General features: G+C 39.3%; 19 protein-coding genes and 3 tRNA genes. 6 read left to right on the forward strand and 16 right to left on the reverse strand.

Translation table 11 applies throughout. The features are described 5' to 3' along the window. The first annotated feature begins 11 nt into the window (after positions 1-11). Both G4Y78_RS07480 and G4Y78_RS07485 read left to right on the forward strand, forming a co-directional pair. Positions 12-269 (forward strand): hypothetical protein, encoded by a 258-nt coding sequence (locus G4Y78_RS07480; protein ID WP_163832439.1) that lies wholly within the window; start codon positions 12-14, stop codon positions 267-269. A gap of 5 nt (positions 270-274) precedes the next feature. Beyond that, positions 275-1,057: a TatD family hydrolase gene (locus G4Y78_RS07485; RefSeq protein ID WP_163832440.1), complete on the forward strand. Its 783-nt coding sequence runs from the start codon at positions 275-277 to the stop codon at positions 1,055-1,057. A gap of 48 nt (positions 1,058-1,105) precedes the next feature. Here G4Y78_RS07485 and G4Y78_RS07490 read toward each other — a convergent pair whose 3' ends face one another. Continuing rightward, positions 1,106-1,243, reverse strand: a complete 138-nt coding sequence (locus G4Y78_RS07490; protein ID WP_163832441.1) for a hypothetical protein — start codon at positions 1,241-1,243, stop codon at positions 1,106-1,108. Between the two features lie 1,262 nt (positions 1,244-2,505). Here G4Y78_RS07490 and lpxL point away from each other — a divergent pair. Both lpxL and G4Y78_RS07500 read left to right on the forward strand, forming a co-directional pair. After that, entirely contained in the window at positions 2,506-3,465 is a 960-nt protein-coding gene (gene lpxL, locus G4Y78_RS07495) for an LpxL/LpxP family Kdo(2)-lipid IV(A) lauroyl/palmitoleoyl acyltransferase (protein WP_163832442.1), read from the forward strand. A 31-nt stretch (positions 3,466-3,496) separates the two neighbouring features. Continuing rightward, positions 3,497-4,141, forward strand: a complete 645-nt coding sequence (locus tag G4Y78_RS07500) for a hypothetical protein (RefSeq protein WP_163832443.1) — start codon at positions 3,497-3,499, stop codon at positions 4,139-4,141. Between the two features lie 137 nt (positions 4,142-4,278). On the opposite strand, the gene G4Y78_RS07505 is transcribed toward G4Y78_RS07500, so the two are convergent. The 5 genes from G4Y78_RS07505 to G4Y78_RS07525 all read right to left on the reverse strand — a co-directional run bounded on the left by G4Y78_RS07505 (position 4,279) and on the right by G4Y78_RS07525 (position 9,421). Continuing rightward, complete coding sequence (locus G4Y78_RS07505) at positions 4,279-4,671, reverse strand: hypothetical protein (protein WP_163832444.1); 393 nt, start codon at positions 4,669-4,671, stop codon at positions 4,279-4,281. A 1,033-nt stretch (positions 4,672-5,704) separates the two neighbouring features. Then, positions 5,705-6,040: a YdbL family protein gene (locus tag G4Y78_RS07510; protein ID WP_230425710.1), complete on the reverse strand. Its 336-nt coding sequence runs from the start codon at positions 6,038-6,040 to the stop codon at positions 5,705-5,707. Between the two features lie 9 nt (positions 6,041-6,049). Next, positions 6,050-6,238 (reverse strand): YnbE family lipoprotein, encoded by a 189-nt coding sequence (locus G4Y78_RS07515; RefSeq protein ID WP_163832445.1) that lies wholly within the window; start codon positions 6,236-6,238, stop codon positions 6,050-6,052. Positions 6,239-6,240: 2 nt separating this feature from the next. Then, positions 6,241-8,757, reverse strand: a complete 2,517-nt coding sequence (locus G4Y78_RS07520) for a YdbH domain-containing protein (protein ID WP_163832446.1) — start codon at positions 8,755-8,757, stop codon at positions 6,241-6,243. Continuing rightward, a complete protein-coding gene (locus G4Y78_RS07525; RefSeq protein ID WP_268935059.1) occupies positions 8,747-9,421 on the reverse strand; it encodes a UPF0149 family protein in 675 nt (224 codons plus the stop codon). Before G4Y78_RS07525 ends, G4Y78_RS07520 begins: the two co-directional genes overlap by 11 nt. Before the next feature lie 611 nt (positions 9,422-10,032). Here G4Y78_RS07525 and G4Y78_RS07530 point away from each other — a divergent pair. Further along, positions 10,033-10,206 carry a hypothetical protein gene (locus tag G4Y78_RS07530; protein ID WP_163832448.1) on the forward strand — a complete coding sequence of 58 codons (174 nt, stop codon included), beginning with the start codon at positions 10,033-10,035 and terminating at the stop codon, positions 10,204-10,206. Between the two features lie 1,021 nt (positions 10,207-11,227). Then, complete coding sequence (locus G4Y78_RS07535; protein ID WP_163832449.1) at positions 11,228-13,129, forward strand: PKD domain-containing protein; 1,902 nt, start codon at positions 11,228-11,230, stop codon at positions 13,127-13,129. 15 nt (positions 13,130-13,144) lie between these two features. Here the strand turns inward: G4Y78_RS07535 and G4Y78_RS07540 are convergent. The 10 genes from G4Y78_RS07540 to G4Y78_RS07585 all read right to left on the reverse strand — a co-directional run bounded on the left by G4Y78_RS07540 (position 13,145) and on the right by G4Y78_RS07585 (position 20,438). Beyond that, positions 13,145-13,219, reverse strand: a tRNA-Gln gene (locus G4Y78_RS07540). A gap of 39 nt (positions 13,220-13,258) precedes the next feature. Beyond that, positions 13,259-13,335: transfer RNA gene (locus G4Y78_RS07545), tRNA-Met, on the reverse strand. 133 nt (positions 13,336-13,468) lie between these two features. After that, the gene (gene ychF, locus G4Y78_RS07550) at positions 13,469-14,560 is read right to left on the reverse strand and encodes a redox-regulated ATPase YchF (RefSeq protein WP_163832450.1); all 1,092 of its coding nucleotides are present in this window, start codon (positions 14,558-14,560) and stop codon (positions 13,469-13,471) included. A gap of 21 nt (positions 14,561-14,581) precedes the next feature. Further along, complete coding sequence (gene pth / locus G4Y78_RS07555; RefSeq protein WP_456242956.1) at positions 14,582-15,160, reverse strand: aminoacyl-tRNA hydrolase; 579 nt, start codon at positions 15,158-15,160, stop codon at positions 14,582-14,584. A 30-nt stretch (positions 15,161-15,190) separates the two neighbouring features. Then, complete coding sequence (locus tag G4Y78_RS07560) at positions 15,191-15,814, reverse strand: 50S ribosomal protein L25/general stress protein Ctc (RefSeq protein WP_163832452.1); 624 nt, start codon at positions 15,812-15,814, stop codon at positions 15,191-15,193. A gap of 186 nt (positions 15,815-16,000) precedes the next feature. Continuing rightward, entirely contained in the window at positions 16,001-16,942 is a 942-nt protein-coding gene (locus G4Y78_RS07565) for a ribose-phosphate pyrophosphokinase (protein WP_163832453.1), read from the reverse strand. Positions 16,943-17,007: 65 nt separating this feature from the next. Next, positions 17,008-17,082: transfer RNA gene (locus G4Y78_RS07570), tRNA-Gln, on the reverse strand. 33 nt (positions 17,083-17,115) lie between these two features. Then, positions 17,116-17,973, reverse strand: a complete 858-nt coding sequence (gene ispE / locus G4Y78_RS07575) for a 4-(cytidine 5'-diphospho)-2-C-methyl-D-erythritol kinase (RefSeq protein WP_163832454.1) — start codon at positions 17,971-17,973, stop codon at positions 17,116-17,118. Continuing rightward, positions 17,970-18,596, reverse strand: coding sequence for a lipoprotein insertase outer membrane protein LolB (gene lolB / locus G4Y78_RS07580; RefSeq protein ID WP_163832455.1), 627 nt, complete (start codon positions 18,594-18,596; stop codon positions 17,970-17,972). Before lolB ends, ispE begins: the two co-directional genes overlap by 4 nt. 117 nt (positions 18,597-18,713) lie before the next feature. Continuing rightward, the gene (locus G4Y78_RS07585) at positions 18,714-20,438 is read right to left on the reverse strand and encodes a tetratricopeptide repeat protein (RefSeq protein ID WP_163832456.1); all 1,725 of its coding nucleotides are present in this window, start codon (positions 20,436-20,438) and stop codon (positions 18,714-18,716) included. Positions 20,439-20,824: the final 386 nt, after the last annotated feature.

Here is a 20,824-nt window from a genome sequence, read left to right on the forward strand (position 1 = left end):
GGTAGTTCAAGATGAAGCGTAAAGCTAAGCGGTGGTTGGCTAAAGTAAAAGCATTTTTGGCTAGTTCACCAAGAGAAAAAGCTGAACAGTATCACTCGATTAAAAAGATCTTAAAAAAATTGAAAGAACAGCAGAATCAGCTCAAAGAAAAGTTAGCAGAGGAAGCCAATTTAAAACGTAGAGAAGCATTAGAGGAAGAATTAGAGATAATTAAAAAGCAGCGCCATAAAGCGCTTGATGAACTTAAATTGTTGAAAAAGAGTAATTAGCTATTGTGTTAATAAACTATTTTGATAGCCACTGTCATATTGACTTTAACGAGTTTGACCATAATCGGTCACAAGTTTTGAGTAACTGCAAGCAGATGCAGGTTAACTCTATATTTGTGCCTGGTGTCAGTGAAGCAGGTTGGCGGCGTCAGTTGGATTTATTGAAAAATCAAAATGCTGGGGTGACATTGACCTATGGATTTGGTTTACACCCTTATTTTCTTGCTGAGCATAATCAGAATGCCTTAATAAAACTAGAAACTGCCTTATCTCAATATCAGCCAGTAGCTGTTGGTGAGATTGGACTGGACTTTATGCTTGAAAAAACGAGTTTTGATAAACAGTATGAATTGTTGCAGCAGCAAATTGCAGTGGCAAAAATAGCATGCTTACCCATTGTGCTACATATAAGAAAGGCCCATGATCAAGTGTTAAAGTTATTAAGACAGACTAAGTTTAAAGAAGGGGGGATTGTGCATGCTTTTGCAGGTAGTGAGCAACAGGCACACCGGTTTATTGAACTAGGTTTTAAACTGGGATTTGGTGGTGCTGTGACCTATTTAAGGGCAAGTAAGCTGCGTAAGCTGGTTGTCTGCTTGCCACTTGAAAGTATAGTGCTTGAAACGGATGCGCCTGATATGTTGCCTAGTTTTGTCAAAGAAGGTTGTAATTCGCCTGAAAATTTGCCTCGGATTGCCAAAGTAATAGCAGATTTAAGACAGGTGGGCCTCGAACAAGTTGCTCAACAAACTACATTAAACACTAAACTTGTACTCAAAATTAAGTAGCTAAGTTTTTCATCATGTTTGTTGTGCATAATAAGTAGGGGAAAAAAGTTATTTCCCTACTAAATTTTTTTCTTCTTTTGCTAATTTGTAAGCTAAGAAATACGCATAGGGTAATGACAAAATACCAAAAACGTTGTCAATTTCTGACTTAACATACCTGGCAGCGAGCTTAGGCTTGCTATTCATACGCTGACTCCTATTATCACACAGGTACTTGGCACTAAACCAAATAATAGGTTTAATATTCTAACCTAGTTTTAGATTGTAATACTTTAACTAGTTTACTTGACAGCGCTTCCTCTCTTAGTTATGAGACTAATATTCTATTTATATTGGTAATTATAGTATTTTTGTCGATAACAGCAAAACATTAGTAGTATTTTAATCGCGTTCTACTATTTAAAGAGAGGTGAAGGGCTTATTGGTAATTAACTATTACCAAACCGAACAAAAAAAGCATTTTTTAGACAGAATAGCTTTCAAGAAGTGATAGTGAATGAGTACAAGTCTAACCTATTTGCCACCCAATAATACTTTTTCTTCTTGGCGAATTTTGTAAAGTAAGTACATAGCATAGGGTATAGAGAGAATGCCTAACATGTTTTCTAACTCAGATTTGAAGCAATGCATGTAACTTCCTCCAACTAAAACACGTTTTGCTAGTAGTAGAGCTAATGTTGCGTTCTTAACTATTAGTGAGTATGTCTATTAATTAAACACCTTCTACTTTATTTGACCAGAAAGAAAACGATTAGTTTTTACTCACAAAGTTTCTATAGTCAAACAAATCAGTGCAGATGTGAAGAGAATAGATTCGCTAATACTCAATCTTGCCTGAAGAGTTAACACTCAGGGTTTGGTAGGCTATCATCACTTGCTGATAATTATTATCATTTTTGTTTATAGTCTAGCCTTTTTGGCTCAGTATCTGAGGGAAAAATTATACTGGTGGTGAGTTCTAACAAACTTGTTGTTATTTGAGTGAGTGGGAATAATGGATGATAAATGTCATTTGTATTGGACAAAGAGAGTGCTCAGTTATGGGCTTTGGGTTATTATTGAGTGCCAATTTTCTGGCAGTATTTAACATGATAAAGCCAGGCTGCGTAGCAATAGGTAATGAAATTGTAATGGGTATATAATCTCAGCAACTTCTTATCCTTTAGAATTGCATCCAGTGTTTATATCGTTGTGAAGTAATTAATTGGTCGAATACAGTTGCGCAGAAGCCGGTAGATAAGTAAAACAAGAATAATTGTTTTTTTGTTTGTAGTTATTGGCTGTGTCTATTGTTGTTTCTTGCTTTTGCCTATGGGGTGTTGCTTAACATTATGAGGTTGGTAACTTAGTCGGTTGTTGTAGTTTACTTTATAAATAAGATGATTTTAGGGTAGGTCGGTTTAATAAACTTAAAAACCATTTGTGAAGAGTATAATAAGAGAGCAAAATTGAGCAAATATAATCAATTTGAACAACCAGTAAATCAAAAAGAATATTTACATGGCTATAGTTTTAAATGGCCGCTAGCTCACCCTAAGTACTGGGGAATTTGGTTAGTAATAGGTATTTTGTGGTTGTTGGCAAAGCTTCCTTTATCCTGGTTAAATAAGATTGGTATTTTGCTAGGCCGTTTGTTATACAAAATAGGAGGAAGACGCTTAAATATAGCGAGGAAAAACCTGGCGCTTTGTTTTCCTGAACTATCACCAAAACAGCGTGAACAATTATTAAAGCGTCATCTTGAAGCAGTGGGCTTTGCAATTATTGAACCCGGATTGGTCTGGTGGAGTAGTGAAGAGAAAATAAAACAACTTTACACGATCGAAGGAGTAGATAATATACGAGCGCTGCTGGCACAAGGACAAGGTGTTTTGCTGTGTGGATTGCATATGACGTCAGTAGAAATGGTGGCTAGAGCATTTGGCCAGCAGGTATCTTATAATTTACTTTATCGTGTTCATGATAATCCTGTTTATGAGTATGTAAGCGGTAAGTCTCGACAGAAATATCAAGCGCGTTTTATTCCTCGAAAAAAAGTCAAAGATTTGCTTTATTTTTTGCAGAAGGGTGAATTAGGGATTATTTTGCCAGATAATGATATGGGGTTAAAACGAAGTGTCTTTGTTCCCTTCTTTGGAGTACAAGCCGCTACCATTACTAGTCCGACTGACTTTGCCCGACAGACAGGGGTTAAGGTGGCGATGATACTTTACCATCGAGATCAGCAGGGGCGTTATCATATAAAATGTACCTTACCAATGGATGACTTTCCTTCTGAAGACCCAGTTGCAGATACAGCAAAAATAAATACTTTGATTGAAGGCCATATTAAACAGCATCCTGAGCAGTATCTTTGGCTTCATCGCCGGTTTAAGAATAGACCTGCCGGCGAGGCTAAAATCTACTGATGGATTGGTTTATGTTATGAAAAGCACTTATTTGAAGTATTTAGGAATATTGGTATTGAGCTCCTCGTTGCCAGCCTGTGTAGGTATCCCTTCGTTATTAGAAAAAAATGACTATTGCCAGTCTGTGGTTTGTAATGAGGTGGCTGTGTTTAAGCCATATCCAATCTTGATGGGTCTAGAGCAAGCAGAAATAATTCAAACCCCTGCTTTTAAACTAAAAGTGCCTGTTTATGGTGAAATGCATCAGTCAACTTTGATAAGAAAACAAATTGTTTATCAAAATCAAACAGGAATATTGATTGAACAAGTAGCCGAAAAAGATTTTGTACTGGCTATACCAAGGGCTTTTTCTAAAAGTCAGTTTCGGGTAAGTAACTATCCGGAAATAATGTTTTTAAAAACTGCCCAACAACCTGAGCCGACTGGCTATTATGAGCGTTATATTTGGCGTTTAGCATTAACAAATAAAGGAAATTACTTTAATTCAGGTAATTTTTATATAAGTAAAAAAAGCGGAATTGATTTATATCATGCTGAGGTAAAGGTTGGTCCGATTACCGATATGGTGTTTGTGACAGTAGCAACAAACCCCGATATTTTGTTAAAAATTTATAATTATGGATTAGATCCGGAAACGTTTAGCAATGTACTAGCTAGCATCGTATTTACAATATAGTTAAGGTAGCTCAGTCATCTCGTTAGTACAACGGTTTGGTGTAATAGTATGCTGTAGCCACAGCTAAAATGGCTATTGAGATGACTGTATCGCTTTGTTCTGCTTTTGAAGTGTTAAATACTTTATGTGTGTATATTTTAAACGGCTTTTGGGCGTTGATAGACTATTTTACGGTTTTGATCTTTTAACTCAAGCCCATTAGCAAGTTCACTAGTTGCTTCGCAATAAGCAAGGCCAGTTAGATGACGTACGGTTGATTTTGCAGATTCAAACCATTCCATAGGGAAAGAAACTTCTACTTCGTTAAATAGGTTAAAATCGATATCCTTTTTATCTTCAATTAAAAAGCAGAACAATGGGCATTCATCAATCTTATTTTTCAGGCCTTTAGCTTCCATCCCATAAACCAGATTACGAAAAGCCGGGTCTACTTGATCTACGTTGCTTCTTACTATAGTGGCACCTTGGTTGGATAGGCCCAGCTTCGCATCTCTTAAATTTAGTGCGCGTATACAAACGTATTTTCTCATTTATTTCTCACTTCAGTATTTATATTCAATAATTCATTGTCAGTCTGTGGCTAACGTAAATAAAAGGATAAATAACGACATTTCATAAATATACCCGCTAAAGGGTATGATGCATCGTAATCCAATATGACACTAATGTAGGCAACGCTACTGATTTCGTTGCAGTACAGTACCTTTATGTTTGGCCGCAGTTGCTTTAGCCATAGTGCCAACTTGTCTGGCCAGGTCTGATTGACTTATAGGCCAGCAGGATAAACTTTAATTTTTCGAAATGTCTTATTCAAATTTAATCGCTTTGGGATCTTGGTAAGCTACTATTTTTGCTTGCTTATTACATTTGCATGCAAATCTTTACTTGCCAAGCTTTCTACTTACAAAGCATATCCCTACAATAGAGGTCACTGCCAGGTAAGTAGCTGAACGCAAAATAAGCCCAATACCGCTAGGGGCTGATTCCCTTTATTAAATACCACCACTGTCTCGACCTTTGAAAGTACGCTGGGTACTTTAAAGGAACGGAAATTAAGATGTATTAATTGATCGAGACTAAAGACACTTCCTGAAATACTACCTCAATACTTTGCATATGCCAAGTAATTGGCTGACATCGACTTGTATATGAATTAATAACCGCTGCTTGTTGGCAATTATAGAGAAGAAGATGTCACCTTATTTTGCTTGTATACTGCTAAGTTCATAGTTCTGTAAGTAGACTGTCTCACTAGCAGACAAAATGTTTAGTTCATCTCTAAACTTTATGAAAAGTGTGTGCTTTATAATGGTGCTGTATAATAACTAACCTGATATAAATGAGGTAGGCGTAAGATGCCTTACCATCACTATGGTTTCATTGTACTGATGGGGGATAGCAGTTTACTGATATATTCAGGTGGCACGCAGGTAATTATTTAAGCAGTATTTTCTTATATAGATGAATAAAAAATATCCAGCTTTGAGTGTTACTCAGTATGAAGTTTAGTGGACCTGGTAAGTAACACTTATGTATCTTGGCTAATAAGGCTGGTTAGTCAGTTTACTTTTTGATCCACCTGCCATTGGCCGATTGGACATATTGCCCAGTAGGTGTTTTCTCAATTGCTTTTTGCCCTGCAAGCTGGCTGACGGCTTGTAATGAGACACCATTTTGGGTAGCAAGTTGCTGGTATTTTGCTTTCCTTTTAGCATTAATTTGTTTGACGATTTGGCTAGCTTCAGGGTGATTCACAATCAAGCCTAAATAGCCATCTTGTTGTTCACCGATAAGCCCTTGTTCCTTAGCTTCTCTTAAATCAAGCGACCAGCTAAGTGGCGTGAATAATACAGCCAGTAGCGTGCATAACAGAGGTAATTTCATTTTGGCTTTATTCATGGTTGCCTCCTAAAATAACTCACTATCATCGCTGAACACTTTATCAAGCTCTTTATCAAGCTTCACTTTTATTTCATGCTCAATTTTTACATTAAGGTTGATGGTTATTGGCTTGTCAGGAGCCGTTACTTCTACTTTTGGGGTACAAGCGGTAAGCAATAGTAGTAAGCTTGGAAGATAGCTGAGCTTAATTTGCATAGTCAATCCCTGGAAGGACGTTGGAGTTTTTTTGTAACATTTTCGCCAATATCTTGACCTAATTGAAGACTTTTAATCAGCAAATAGATATTTTCTTCCTGTTTATAATTAAAGTGTATGCGTTTTCCCTGGTAAAAGTCAGGGTTTTTTCCTGCAAGTCTTACAGTTAGAACTAAATCCCCGTTTGGAGCTAGATTAACATTGCTTGCAAGCTGATCATATTGAAAGTTGGTAAGGGCAGAAAAGACGAGTTTCAGGTTTTCATTTGAAGTTGACAAGTTATTAGCCATGGTGGGTTGTTTCACTTTAATCCAACCAGTACCTGAAGTCTGGAGTGTTCCATTGCTGATACTAGGCTTATTCTTGATAATTTCAATCGGTAGCACACCATTAACTTTTCCCGATGCTGTAATAGTTGGCTGTTGCTCTAAAGCAACTAATTTGGCTAAATCCACAGCTGAGACTGATAGGGTTATTTGCTGGTTTGAAAAAGGTATTAGGTTGAGTGTAGGGGCTGTTATGCTGCCACCAAGTAATTTGGCTTGCAGTTGATTTAGGTGCAGTTTAGTTTTAGCGGGTTGGTTTAGATGGCTATTAAACTGCAATTGTGTTGATACCGTTTCAATAGGAATCCCAACATCAACTAATTCAGCCTTAATCTTGTTTTCCCTCGACTTAGTGGACACTACGTGATTGTTTTTTACACTAAGCTGTAACTCACCATTAATGTTTTGCAGTTTAGTTTTTTCATACAACAGGTTGATTTGATTTATTTTAGTTAGGGCTTTGCCTGATAGTAGCAAAGGCTTGAAGAGTATCTTGCCAGTGAAAGTACTGGTTAGTTGGCCGCTTTGGAATGAAAGCTGTTTGGGCCAGTTGGGTATTATCGGGGCTAGTTGATTGGTGAGCTGTGAGAGATTTTTTACTTTTAAATCCCAGTTAATGGTTGCTAATTTGTCTGCTAACTGCCATTGCAGTTTATTTGAAAGATTGGCATAGAGGCCAATTTGCCAGTCACCTTGATAGTTGGTTAATTGCTTATCAATTTTTAGCTGGTGTTGGCTGATTACTCTTGGACTTATTACCTGATTTGAAAAGGTGGGCTGATTAACAGCTATATCAAAAAGAGAGGATAGTTTTAAGCTGTTGACTGGCTTGTTTAAGTCGGTTATATCAGCTGATAGTTGCCTAACTAACAGCTGCACAGCATTTGCTGCATAAGGTTTTAATTGAGGCTGGGTTAAAGAAATTGTCGCATTATCCATTAACTTGAAGTGAATGCCATTAGCTGTTAGTTGAACATTTACATTGAGCTGGCTGTTTAGTTGATTAACCGCTTCTGTTGTGGGAGCTAACTGACCATCAAGCTTAGTATAAATGTACCACTGAGAGAGGTGATTAATGCTTTCGATCTGGTTAATTAAATGTAATTGGTATTGCGAGTGGAGCAGTTTTGTTTGGCATTCACCTGTCAGATTAGTTTGTTGTTGGTGATAGTGATAGGTAAGCTCTAGGGGAGTGTGGCAGGAAAAGGTAATTTGCTTCGGTAGCATGGCTGTCTGGCTATTAACATCAGTCTTGTCATTGCTCTTTTTCTGACGCTTTGAGCTGGATTGTATCGCTGAGTGGTTCCATAGAATAATAGGAATTAGTTGAGCGGTGAAGTTGCCCTGTTGTTGTTTCCAATTAGTATTAATCGCTATTTTCCCCTGTGGAGAAACTGCTTGATATTGGATTGAACCATAGCCATTAATTCGTTTAAAATGAGCTGTTCTTAGAAAGCTAAAGTCTAAATCATCAACCGTTAGGTTAGACAAGTCGGGCAAATTAAGCTTTATATCAGCGGTTAGTTGACTGTTGTCTGGTATTATAAAAGGTAATGATTTATTTAGTCCTAGTAGTTTAATAAAGGGGGATGGTGCGAGACTAGCTTTACCTGTTAATTGATTGATAGCTACTTGCCACTTGGAATTAACGGTCAATATTGACTGTTGGTTATGTTGTAAACTTAGCCTTAAATGTGGTCCTATTGAGGACTGCTCAAGTGAACTGAAGAAGGATGTTGTTGGATTCTGGGGGCTATGTATTTTAGCGTTATTAATATGCCAGCTAATTGGAACCTTAAGCACTTTCTTGATGGCTAAAGAGACAGGCGTTGTACTATTGTCTTTGGCGATATTGAGATTTTTCAATCGTTCCAACCAAACAGCGCTGTTGTTTATAGAAAGGCCTAGTTCTATGGGTGACTGACTCTTTGCTAAAAATGATAGAGAAAGCGTAAAGTGTTCAGCTTTGATTAATGATTGACTGTCAGCGTTTGATAACTTTATGTCGGTAATATGAATTTGAATAGGCCAGCGAGTAGTGATCTTTTGGCTTTGAAAATGCAGACCATAGGTTGCAATATAATAATTAATCAGTTTTTCAAGCCAAAAAGGGGTTGTTAGCCAAGCAGTTAAAACCAAGCTAAATACTAGTGTCAACAAAATCAACAGCCATTTAATGGCTTTAACTATCATCTATCAATCTTGAACTGTCTGATAACTGTTGCTCTAGAGCTGTTGTGTTAATGATTGCATGATGCAGCCCCTGGCAAAATTGATTCATCGTATCGATTGCTTCTGGTATTTTAGTCAATAATAACAGGCAAAATTTAGTGAATTCCCCTAAGCTATTTTCTTGACATACTTCTTCGGCTATTGTTCGGTTAGCAAAGAAGCCTAAGATAAAAATAGCTGTATTAAACTCTTGGTGATTTTCTGTTACTAAAAAGCTTTGCCAGAGATCGTAGGTTAATAGATAACCATTCATGAATCCTAGGCTCCACTGATGAAAGGTTGAAGCAGGGGCAAAGTTATCGATAGGATTAACGTCGGGAATACAGCTCACAGGAAGTTGATAGGTTAGGTTAGTTACTTGCTGCTGAGTAAGCAGGAATAGATCACCTAAAATCATGGTCAGTTGACAGTTTTCTGAGGGGTGTTCTTGGATTTGTAGATTTGGAAGTACCTGATGCTGCCAGCTGTTGCCAATACGGCTGCTAGGGCAGCAGCTGATAGCGAATAAGAAGCCTTCTAGTTCTGATTGACTCATGCTGCCTTCATGTTGAGATAAATACTGTGCTAGTTGAACCTCTGGGGACGATAGTGATGATAAAAGTGGTTTGTTATTGTTGAAAGGCATAGACAGTAGTGGTACTCAACGGGCTATTAATTTTCGTAGGGTTGTGGTCAAGGCTCGGGTTATCAAGGGTATCCGTTAGATCGTATTCTAATATAAATAGAATAAAATAATCTATATTGATGTTTCAGTTAACACAAAGTGAGTTCTGGAAAAGATAAGACAAGAGATTTAAAGCAAAGTAACCACTTCATCTTAGTGTGTGATGTTATAGGACCGCAGATTTATGTATCGAAAACTCCATACCATTCGCTTTGGCTATAGTCGAAGATAATTCAAGTGGCGTCATTGTGTTTTGTGAATAGCGGCAAGAAATTGACTACAAATTCAAAAAAATGTCATCTAGTGCCTTATGGAAATTACTGATAATCATTAATAACAAACAAGTATACTTCGAACGGTGGCTATTTTCTGAATAACTGCTAAGTATTTATATATTTCATAATGCAATTACTTAGCAATTAATTGTAATAGAAATTATCTTATTGATTTATAAGTGTTTTATTTTTTATATGGAAAGCGTGAACTATTTTTCGTAAATGGGATGTATTTTGGCTGTGTTGTTGCTAGTAAATAAGAGAAAAGTCCCAAAATATTACTTAAGGAGCTTAATAATGAAACGGCTACAAGCTGATTACCTAGACCCAAATAAAATAACTGTAGTCGAATATCAGCCAATAAATCAGTCAGGTCGAGAGCCTGTGGGATTGCACAGAATTCGTCGTACCATGGAAGGCTTTAAGCGACGGTTAGCAAAAAGCCAGGAAGTATCATTAAGGACTCATTAAAGTTGACTAAGCAATTGAAAGTAGAGATGTCAATAAATAACCAAGTTTGAGTGGTCTGCTAATGATGTTACTTTATTAGCAGATCACTTGCTGATGTCTGTTATTTTCTAACAATCTTTTGTGTATTTCTACCTATTTTACCTCTAAAGTGATTGACTGTTATTGCTGTCTTTTATTGTTCATATAATTTCTTATTAAAGAAATAAGAGAACTTTCTTTTCAATACCTTTTTGTTAGATTGCTTTTTGTCTGATGTATACCTTTTGCTTTATATGTAAAGTAGATTAATCGTATTTTATTTGAGCTAAGTCTGGTTGATAAATGAGCATTTATAGTTCAAAGTTAAAGTAGTAAAGCTTCTTCAGTGGGGTGTAAATGGTCTTATAAAGTAATAAATAAATCGTACACTAAGTGAATTATTGGTTTTTAAAAATTTGCCTTTTTTAAAACCTATTTAGTAGAAGTATTCTTTTGTCGTGGGTGTTGCTAGTAGAAATAACCAATAAGAAAGTATTGGCTTAGTAAAATATAGAGTTGCCATTCATTTTTGATAAATCTACTTCTCGAGTAAAAATTCTATTTTTCCTTTCTTTCTTTGTTTTTGCCTTCAATTTACTATTAATTATGAATTTTTTCTTGGTGAAAGTGTATGTGTGAAACTATTACCTTATTTTGCGTGTAGATAATGAACCTTGGTATTTCCTCTGTTATCAAGATATTAGGTTATTTTGGCTAGTATAAAGCTATATTATTTTTCTGCTTAAAGCTAAAAATGATCAATGTGTATCCGCTTGTTAATAATAACCACACTATACTTTACCAGGTGAAAGATAAAGTTGAAAAAGTTGTATAGATATAAATAAAAGTACTTTTAACTAATTGTACCTACGGGGAATATAGCTAAAAGAGTGCTGTATAACTGTGTCTATGAGTTGTTATGCTAAAATGCTCGAGTATTTTATCGATAACTACTCATTAGTTGTAAGGTTATACGCTTGACTGGATATCATGGAGGATGATCGTGAAAATAGCCAATCAAAAAAATCCGGCTTGGGTTGTGTCATTAGGGGTTATAGGGGTTCTTGGTGTTGCGCCACTATTGCATGCACAGGCTAGTCAAGAAGTTATTGATAGCAATAACCTTTTCAATCCGTCACCCATTATAATTGCAGATAAAGTGGAAAAACCACTAGATGTCATGCTTTCCAGAACAGTGTTAGGTGATGCTAAGCTGATAATTACTGAACCTAATGCGAGTTTTATTAAAGTACACTTTAAACACTTTAATATTCCTGATGGTAGTTACGTCACGATCTCTAACCCTTCAGGCACTGAAGTTTACCATTATAGTAATACCCATAGAGATAGCTTTACTTTTGATGCAGACGCTGGCGAAGATGGTAAAAACTCCTGGGCTAGTATGTCTGTTAATGGGGATACGGCAATTGTAGAGTTTCATAATAATAGACAAGTTGAGTGGGATACCCAAACAAATCAACTAATTATTGGCTCTTATTTAAAGGGCTTTCCAGAAGCAGTGATTGAATCATTAATTGATAGCTCTTTTTCAACCTGTGGTACTAATCAACGGAAAGATGCGATTTGTTATAAGGATTCTTTCCCAGTAGAGTTTGAGCGAACTCGACCAGTAGCAAGATTGGTAATGGGTGGCTCATTATGTACTGCTTGGCGAGTGGGGGCTAATAACCATGTATTTACCAATAATCATTGTATGAGTACTCAAAGCAAGGTGGCTGCCTCAGAAGTTTGGTTTAATTATCAGCGTACTGCTTGTGGTGGCGGTAATATGGCGACCACTACTAAAGTATCGGGTAAGGACATGCTGAAAACCGATTACACGCTTGATTATACTTTATTCTCTATTGATAACTTCAGTGCAGTAAAAAGCTTTGGTTATTATGGGTTAGATATTAGTGAGCCCACCAATCAAGAGAGAATTTATATTGCTCAACATGGCTCAGGGAATCCTAAGGAGCTAGCTGTAGAGAGCGATAAAAACACAGGAAATCGTTGTCGAGTGGATGTACCTTCGGCAAATGGCAGAGGTACAGGAACCGATTTAGGGTATTTATGCGACACTATTGGTGGTAGCTCAGGATCGCCTGTATTGGCAGCTGATACTAATAAAGCAATTGGATTACACCATTATGGTGGCTGCCCGAATCAGGGGGTAAAAATTAGTAAAATTTGGCCGCAAGTTTCTGGTTATTTTGGTGGAAAAGTTCCAGATGGCGATAACGGCGGAACCACTAAAAAAGCTCCTGTTGCAGGGTTTAATTATCAGGTGACAGACTTAACTGTTAAATTTGTCAGTACGAGCAAAGACCCTGATGGAAATATTACTCGCTATCAGTGGAATTTTGGTGATGGTAATACTTCTGCTGCGGCTAATCCTACTCATAAATATGTGAAAGCAGGTAGTTATACAGCCACTTTAGCCGTAACGGATAATGATGGATTAACTGATCAGACTCAAAAACAAGTAAAAGTATCCGACAATAGTGGTGTAGGGGTATTAGTTAAAGGTAAGCCGGTAACCAATGTGGGGGCAAATAAGGGAGAATGGAAATACTATAAAATTACCGTGCCAGCAGGTGCTAAAAACTTAGTGATTCAAACTTCAGGTGGAACTGGGGATGGCGATTTATATGTAAATGTGGGAAGTAAGCCAAGTTTGTCTAAATACACTTGTCGTCCATATTACTATGGTAATAATGAAACCTGTAAAGTTAGTGCAGTAACCCAGCAAACAGAATATTTTGTAGGGCTTCATGCTTACGCTAACTTTAATGGAGTAACTTTGGCTGCAGATTATCAAGAAAGTAATTTAGGAGAAGTAACTAATTTTCGCTTAGACCGGAAAAACATTTTTACTGAATCTGGTATAGGAGAAAGGAAGTAATTCGTTAGTAAATAATGGCTGGGGTGGCAGGATTCGAACCTGCGCATGACGGGATCAAAACCCGTTGCCTTACCGCTTGGCGACACCCCATTAGGAAAATTAAAGGAGTCGGCTGACTCCTTTAAAAACTGGTAGCTACGGGTGGACTTGAACCACCGACCCCAGCATTATGAATGCTGTGCTCTAACCAGCTGAGCTACGTAGCCAGGAAGTGCGGCGTATTTTCAGGATTTAGGACTTAGTTGTCAACCCTTTATATTGAAAAATTTAAACGCTAAAAAAATAAACCGGCTGGAGGATATTTTTTATACTCTCCAGCCAGTTTAGTTGAAATAAAATTTATACGTTAAAACGGAAGTGAATAACATCACCATCAGCTACGATGTAATCTTTCCCTTCCAAACGCCATTTGCCTGCTTCCTTTGCACCCTGTTCACCATTATAAGTAACAAAGTCGTCATAACTAATGACTTCTGCACGAATAAATCCTTTTTCAAAATCGGTGTGAATTACACCTGCAGACTGTGGAGCAGTAGCACCCACTTTAGTTGTCCAGGCTCTGACTTCTTTAACCCCAGCAGTAAAGTAGGTTTGCAAGCCCAGCAGCTGATAGCCAGCACGAATGACTCGATCCAGGCCAGCTTCAGTCATGCCTAAGTCAGCTAAGAACTCTGTTTTCTCTTCATCTTCAAGTTCGGCAATTTCTGCTTCCAGCTTGTTGCAGATGGGGACAACCACTGCACCTTCTTGAGCAGCAATTGATTCAACTGTATCTAAATGAGGGTTGTCTTCGAAGCCATCTTCATCCACATTAGCAATATACATAACTGGCTTTGTGGTAAGCAGGTGAAACTGCTTGATTTCTGCTTTCTCATCATCAGTTAGTGCTAGAGATCGTACTGGATGTCCTTCATTAAGGTGTGGAATCAATTTTTCCAACAAAGCTTTTTGTTTGATCGCTTCTTTATCACCGCTTTTAGCAACCCGAGCGACGCGCTGTAGTTGTTTTTCAACACTTTCTAGATCAGCCAGGGCTAGCTCAGTATTAATAACGTCAATATCAGCAGCAGGGTCTACCTGGCTACTAACATGGACTACATTACTGTCTTCAAAACAACGGACCACATGTGCAATCGCATCTGTTTCACGAATATTGGCTAGGAATTGATTACCTAAACCTTCACCCTTCGAGGCACCTTCTACCAGCCCAGCGATATCAACAAACTCCATTGTAGTTGGTACAACGCGTTGTGGATTGACAATAGCAGCTAGTTTATCGAGACGGGGGTCTGGCATAGGCACTACACCAGCATTTGGCTCGATGGTGCAAAAGGGGAAGTTCTCTGCGCCAATTCCTGCTTTGGTTAATGCATTAAATAGAGTGGATTTGCCAACGTTAGGCAAGCCAACAATACCGCACTTGAAACCCATAGTGTGTAAACCTGTTTAAATTTAGCTAGCTTTAAACGAGTGCAATTGTTGTACAGCGGTAGACCAGGAGCCAATTAGTGCCTCGGGAATGGTATCAATTGCTGTATTAATAGCATCATCAATGAGTTGCTGCTCAGCTTGAGGTGGTTTACTTAATACAAAGTTAACCACTTGCTTGCTATGACCTGGATGGCCAATGCCAATTCGCAAACGAGCAAAATCACGACAGTTGCCTAGTTTGGCGATGATATCTCTCAGACCATTATGGCCGCCGTGGCCACCACCTTGCTTATAGCGTGCAGTACCAGGAGGGATGTCAAGCTCATCATGGGCAACCAGAATGGCTTGGGGAGGGATCTTGTAAAAATTGGCCAGTGCTCCAACTGCTTGGCCACTCAGATTCATATAGGTGGTTGGGATTAATAGTCGGATAGCTTGTCCGCCAATAGTAATCTGACCGAGTTCACCTGAGAACTTTTTGTCACTACGGAGGTTGGCACCATATTGGCGCGCTAACATTTCAACAAAAATTGCACCTGCGTTGTGCCGAGTATTTTCATACTCAGCACCTGGGTTGCCCAATCCAACTATGAGTTGGATGGACTCATTTTGTGTCGCTTTAGCCACGGCTTATGCTTCACTTTCGCCTTCTTCGGCTTCTTCGTCTGCACCACCACGAGGTGTTTGAATGTTGGCAATAGCCTGGTCATGGCTTTCACCATGTGCTAATTCAACCAGCTCAACACCTTGAGGTAGTTTCAAGTCAGATAAGTGAATGATTTGGCCTAAGTCAAAGTCAGTCATATCTACTTCAATGAACTCAGGTAAATCAGCTGGCAAGCAGCGTACTTCAACTTCAACTGCGCTGTGAGTAATAACACCACCTTTCTTAACACCAGCGCATTTATCTTCATTAATGAAGTGTAAAGGCACGTGAGTAGTTAGTTTGTGGTCAGCAGTTACACGTAGGAAGTCAGCGTGTAGGATAAAGTCTTTAGCTGGGTGGCGCTGCAAGTCTTTTAAGATAACCTCTTGCTTCTCACCTTCAACTTCTAAAGTCAAAATGTGAGAATAAAAGGCTTCATTTTCAAGCGCTTTTAAAATGTCTTTTTGCAGAATAGTAATGCTTTCAGGGGCTTTATCAGCACCATAAATAACAGCTGGTGCCTTATCAGCTTCACGACGTAGGCGGCGGCTCGCACCTTTCCCTATGTCGGAACGCTTTTCTGCAGCTAAAGTAAATTCGTTTGACATGTGAATCTCCTAAAAAACCCTGGGTTGTTTTGCGACCAAACAATCAAGAGTTATGGTTAAAAAAACTGCTTGTTACAAGCAGGCGCGGATAATAGCGCATTTTTTGGCTACTGTCTGCAAAGACAAGTTAAGCAGCCATAAAAAAACGGTCAAATTGACCGCTTTTTTATGTTTAACTTTTTGAGATCAACGAAAGATTGCGCTAATTGATTCTTCGTTAGAAATCCGCCGTACTGACTCTGCTATGAGTGGAGACATATCTAGCTGGCGAATTTTAGCGCAGTTTTTGCTGGCATCACTCAATGGGATAGTGTTGGTGACGACAAGCTCATCCAGCTCAGAGTGGTTGATATTGTCTAAAGCGCGACCAGATAAAACTGGGTGAACACAGTATGCATATACCTTTGAAGCACCTCGTTCTTTCAGCGCTTTGGCCGCTTGGCACAGAGTTCCAGCAGTATCGACCATGTCATCCACTAGAATACAGGTGCGGTCTTCAACATCGCCAATAATATTCATAATTTCAGCTTGGTTCGCAGCTGGGCGTCGTTTATCAATAATGGATAAGTCAGCATTGAGGCGTTTGGCTACAGCTCTGGCTCTCACCACACCACCAATATCAGGTGAAACTACCATAATATTTTCGAAGCGCTGGTTTTCAATGTCATCCAGCAAAATGGGTGAGCCATAAATGTTATCAACAGGAATATCAAAGAACCCCTGGATTTGGTCTGCATGCAAGTCAGCTGTTAAGACTCGATCAATACCGACAGCCGCCATCATATCGGCAACCACTTTCGCGCTGATTGGGACGCGAGAAGAACGTGGGCGGCGATCTTGTCTTGCATAGCCAAAATAGGGGACAACAGCTGTAATACGTTGGGCTGAAGAGCGACGGAGGGCATCAGCCATCACAATCAGCTCCATTAAGTTATCATTGGTGGGAGCACAGGTAGATTGAATGATGAAAACGTCTTTACCTCGAACATTTTCATTAATTTCTACTGCCACTTCGCCATCACTGAATCGACCAACATATGCACTACCCATAGGGATGTTTAGATGGTCAACAACCTTTTGTACGAGACCCGGGTTGGAGTTACCCGCGAACACCATCATCTTGGACACGGTAATTACCTTTTTTGTGGGCTTAGGTGAGTTTGGACGTTTTTTTGAGGAATGAGAATTATTAATGGCTGGGGTGGCAGGATTCGAACCTGCGCATGACGGGATCAAAACCCGTTGCCTTACCGCTTGGCTACACCCCAATTGCATTCGATTGGCTGGGTGCGTTTTATATGCTATTTCGAGAGGCTTTGCAAGCATCGATGTAACATTGACTGGTTGCTACCCTTAGTAATAAAGCCTTGCATACCATTAGGTAATTCGTCAAAGGCTTTCGCTGCATCTGAATGACGTACAAAAGGTACAAATAAACAAGCACCTGTGCCTGTCATCCTTACGGGGCCGAGATTATTCAGAAAACGGAAGCATTTATCAACCCCAGGATATAAATTTCTTACTAAAAACTCACAATCATTATGGCAACGATTGTCTAAAAAATCCTGGAAGGTAACAGGAGTCGTGCTTCTTGGCAGGTTAGGGTGGTTAAAAATTTCTGCTGTACTGACATGGCATTGTGGTATCACGAGTAAGTACCAAAGCTCATCTGGTGTGACAGGTGTTAGTTTTTCACCAATCCCTTCTGCCCAAGCGGCATGCCCATGAATGAAAATAGGTATATCTGCTCCAAGGGTTACGCCCAACTCAGCCAATTGGGATATTGGCCAGTTAAGTTGCCATAGCTGATTTAATGCCAGTAAGGTTGTGGCAGCATTAGAGCTACCTCCACCCACCCCACCGCCGATCGGTAATTTTTTATCCAGTTGAATAGTAACACCTTGATTGACTTGAGCCGTTTGTTGCAAGGCGAGAGCCGCTTTATATGCAAGGTTCTCTTCAGAACTGAAGGGGAGGTCACTAACTAATTTAATTTCTGGGTAGGGGTGAAAAGAAAAAGTTAACTCATCAGCCAGCTCAATAAATTGAAATAAGGTTTGTAATTGGTGGTAGCCATCTGCTCGCCGACCAGTGATGTGTAAAAATAAATTCAGCTTGCCTGGCGATGGTAGTCGAATATTGCTTAACTGCTGAGTCATTGCGACAGTTGCCAATCTTTAATTACAAAGGTGAGTTTTAATTGCTTACTAAAAAAGCGAACTTTTCCTGGGAGCCAAGTTTCGCCAACTTGCTGATAGCGATCATAATGAATAGTCCAGTCAGCTTGTTTAAGTTTAGCAAGTAAACCTTGGGGGTTAAGGCTGATCGTTTGGTTACCTTGTGGTGCAGGAATACCTCTAATCCAAAACTTAAGATTCGATACAGGGAGGTTCCAGCCAAGCTCATTGCGCATTAACTGCTCCGGTGTATTAGCGAAATAACGACCACGATCAGCGGTGTTGAGTTCAACGTGGCCTGGCTCACCGTTGAGTTTTGCAATGCTTTGACCTAATGGACCAGAAAGTAAAATCATGTACTTTTTATCTTGCTGTTGCCAGTCAATATACGCGCTGTTGGAATCATCTGGGGTTCTAATGCCTAGTTTGCCGTTAAGTTGCCATTGTTGAACGCTATTGATATAGGCGAGGTGTTTTTTCCAGCTAGCATTTTGGTCTTTCACTACAGGTGGTTTGTCAGCAAAAGGGTCAGGAATTTGTGGCAACCAACTACAACCAGGTAACCATAAACAACTGACTAAGAATATAAAGGCTCTTTTATTCACGAAGTTTTCACTGTGCTTAATTGTGATAAGTTTTCTGATGCGGCAAAGGACAAGTGGTTCAAACAAATACAGTCCTTGCAGTACTTGGCGATAAGTCTGCAAGGGAACACAAAAATGTCAAGGCTGGCCTGTTAGGCGGCGCATGGTTTTCTTAATGATTTCGCTAGTAGGCTCCTCTTTCAGCGCACTATTCCAAATGGATAAGGCCTCCTCTTGCTTGCCACTGACCCATAAAACTTCTCCAAGATGGGCAGCGACCTCATGGTCAGGAAAGGCCTGATAAGCCTGTTTTAGGTATTTAAGGGCATCGGGTAAATTGCCAAGCTTAAACTCAACCCAGCCCATACTGTCCACAACTGCAGGGTCATTAGGTGTTAATTGATAAGCTTTGGCGATCAGTTCTTTAGCTTCTTGGTAGCGACTAGTGCGATCAGCCAGTGTGTAGCCTAAAGCATTTAAGGCAAGTGCATGATTAGGTTTAATTGATAGGATTTTACGTAGGTCTTTTTCCAGACTATCAATTTGATTGAGCTTTTCTGAAATCATGGCTCTGGCATAAAGCAGTCGAATGTGCGACTTGTGCTTTTTCAGGGCACTGTTCAACAGCTGACGTGCACTACGATACTGTTTTTGCTGAGCAAGCACCTCAGACTCAATAATATAAAACTCTGGGGCAAATTTCGGGTAGGCCTGACGAGCTTCTTTGAGTCGTTTTCTGGCTTCTGCTGCTTCGCCTTGTTTGGTGAGAAGTAGGGCAATTTTCTTAAAGGCATCGAATAAATACTGTCCAGGCTTTATTTGCTCAAAATGATGGATTGCAGCTTGGGCGTTGTTTTGTTGCTCGGCAATTACACCTAAATAATAATGAGAAACATCATTACGTTTATTGGTAGCTAGCAGTTTTTGAAAATAACTCTTAGCCTGATCGTAGAGTTTACTTTCAAAGCTGATAATGCTTAATGAATAGAGCAGTGTGTCATCATTAGGCGTTTGGGCAACTAAGTACTCAAACTGTTGTTTGGCTTTGGGTAGCTGTTCAGCTTGAATCAGTAAACGAGCATAAAGTAATCGCAGGCGGCGACTATCTGGGTGTTTGTTTACTTGCTTCGACAGAAAGCTAAGGGCTTGCTGCTCCTGCTTTAAAGCGGATAGTAACCTGCCTTTAAGAATAAGTGCCCGGATATTGTCGGGTTGTTTTGAGATGACTTGATTAGCAAGTGGCAGAGCTTCATCATGGCGGTCACTTTGATGGAGTAGAGTGGCTTGCCCAAACTTTATTTCAAGGTTACTAGGGTACTCTTTAGCAATAGTGTTATAGGTGGTTAGCAGTTTGTCGCGATCTGCCTGGTTTAAATTAATGGCATTGATGGCAAGGATATCGAATTTAGTATCACCATTTTTTTCTAGTAGTTCTTTCATCCGTTCAGCAGCTTCATTGAGCTTACCTGCTTTGCCAAGCTCAATAGCATTAGCTTGAATTGCTTGAGGGTTATCTGAATCATTATTAGCCCAAATGGTTGACGCAATTAATGCGCCGCGAGGTTCGCCTAGGTATTGAGAAATTTGATAGGCACGCTCTGCAACACCAGGGTCTTGTGTTTTATGGGCTTCGCGCAGATAGTTGCCTAAGGTGATGTCCAGCTGGCCTCGGTTGGCGGCGACTTCTGCGACCAGTAGTGCATAGAGTGTATCTCTGCTGAATGGTATAGTGGCTTCGGCTGAAGCAGGCTCTGTTGTTGTGTTATCAGTATTGGTGCTGCTGGTTTGCATGCCTGAGCAACCCAATAAGCTGATAACTAGCCCAGAAGCAAGAAGGTGTTTGAAGGAAAAGTGCTTATTCATCTATTTGCATTACCTGGTAACAATACTTAGCCCGTTGCCTATCAATGGCAAAAAAGCGAATTGCCCAACTCTAAAGTATCTTGAATGGATACGCTATGACCTTGGTGTGAAATGAAGGTGGTGTCTCATAATATAGTGGTGTAAATGCACTTCAACTGTCCTAAAACAGGTGATTAAGTAATCAAATATTATGCTTAGTAATAGCACCTGCATTTCTAACTATTACTGTAGACAAGATTAGCGACAAACCTGTTCCTTATATACCCTTGTTGCATGTTTTTTGTAGGGAAACTGTATTTTCTCGTTAAAAAGTATCCTAAAAGAGTGGATAAATTTTAACTATTAAAGGGATATTTGCACTTAAGCTGTATTAGTAGGAAAATTCC

The organism is Spartinivicinus ruber (assembly GCF_011009015.1).
GTDB lineage: Bacteria > Pseudomonadota > Gammaproteobacteria > Pseudomonadales > Zooshikellaceae > Spartinivicinus > Spartinivicinus ruber.